Annotated in this window: 1 protein-coding gene; it reads left to right on the top strand. The window is 74.2% G+C overall.

Annotated features, from left to right (window positions below; all coding sequences use genetic code 11):
• Positions 1–1544, top strand: a 1544-nt coding sequence (locus ABZW17_RS46680) for a hypothetical protein (protein WP_354829475.1), incomplete at both ends; no start/stop codon positions are given.

The raw sequence follows: 1544 nt of genomic DNA, 5'->3' as shown, positions 1-1544 counted from the left end.
TTCCACATCCGCGGGGAGATGGGCGGGTTCTGGGCGCCGCCGATCAAGCTGCTCGACGGGCTCTGGTTCCGGGTGGGGGATCAGTGGCTGGGCAGCGGGACCACCGCGGTCGGTTACGCCAGCGGCGACGGCTACGAGCGGTTCCGCTACCGGACCGCGGGCGGCCTGACGGCGGAGCGCGTCCAGTTCGTGCCGGACGGATCGGCCACCACGCTCGTCGCGCTCAGCCTGCGCAGCCCGGTGAGCCGCACGGTCGCCCTCCGGGTCGACGCCCACTCGGAGCTGGTGCCCGCCTACCCGTGGACGTCGACCACGCCGTCCTCGGCTTCCGTCGACCTGCCCGACACCGTGAGCTCCGACGGGACGGCGTTGACCTTCCGCGACACCGGGACGGCGCCGGGGGCACGTCCGCACGACTACAGCGCGGTCGTCGCCGGCGACCAGCGCCCGGTCGCGACCGCCACGACGGGCACGCACCGAGGTCCGCAGGATCCGCCCGTGCTGTGCCCGCCGTCCGGGACGGCTCCGCCTCGCTGCGACGACAGCAGCGCGGGCAAGGGCGCCGGCGGTGCGCTCGACTACCGGGTCGACGTCCCGGCCGGCCGCACGAAGACGTTGTGGTTCGCGGTGGCCGGCTCCACCGCGAACGCCACCGAAGCGGCCCGCTCCGTCCGGACGGCGTTGGCCGGCCCGGCCGCCGCCTGGGCGGGCAAGCTCGCCGGACGACGGGCCGCCGTCGCGCCGACCCAGGTGGACCTGCCGGGTGACCGGGCGCTGCAGGCCGCGGTGCGGTGGAGCAAGAGCAACCTCGCGGATTCGGTGCAGCAGGCCGGGAACCTCCGGATCCGGCCGGTGTCGGCGGGTACGGCCTACCCGCCCGCGGTCGGCACCGTCCCGGCCGCCCGCTGGATCGGCGCCGGATTCCCCGACTACCCGTGGCTGTTCGGCACCGACGGGGAGTACAGCGCCTTCGCGGCCGTGGCGGCCGGCCGCTTCGACCTGGTCCGCGACCACCTGCGCGCGCTGCGCGACGTCAGCGACCTGGTCAACCGGCGCAGCGGGAAGATCGTGCACGAAGTCGTTTCCACCGGGGACGTGTACTTCGGTGCGAACGGCGACCCGGGCAACACCGACGAGACCGCGAAGTTCCCGAGCGTGGTCGCGTTGTTGTGGCGCTGGACCGGCGACAACCGGGTCCTCGACGACTTCTACGACCTCTCCGCCCGCGCGCTGGAGTACATCGCGACGAACCTCGACGCCGACCACGACGGCTGGCCCGAGGGGCTGGGCAACGTCGAACGTCCCGGCATGGGCGCGGAAAAGCTCGACAACACCGTCTACTACGTCCGCGGCCTCGCCGACCTGGCCGCCATGGCCGAAAGCCGCGGCGACCGCGCGACCGCCCGCTGGGCCCAGGGCCGGTTCGACGACCTGCGCGGCCGGTTCGACGCGACCTGGTGGGCGGGTGACGACGCCGCCGGGTACGGCGACTCCCTGGGCGAGGACAACACGCCCGTCTTCCAGCGGCACTGGATCGGCCTGAC

The organism is Amycolatopsis sp. NPDC004625 (assembly GCF_040609695.1).
Taxonomy (GTDB): Bacteria; Actinomycetota; Actinomycetes; order Mycobacteriales; family Pseudonocardiaceae; genus Amycolatopsis.
Note: the sequence above shows the minus strand (reverse complement) of the source record. Positions and strands in the feature narration are given on the sequence as shown.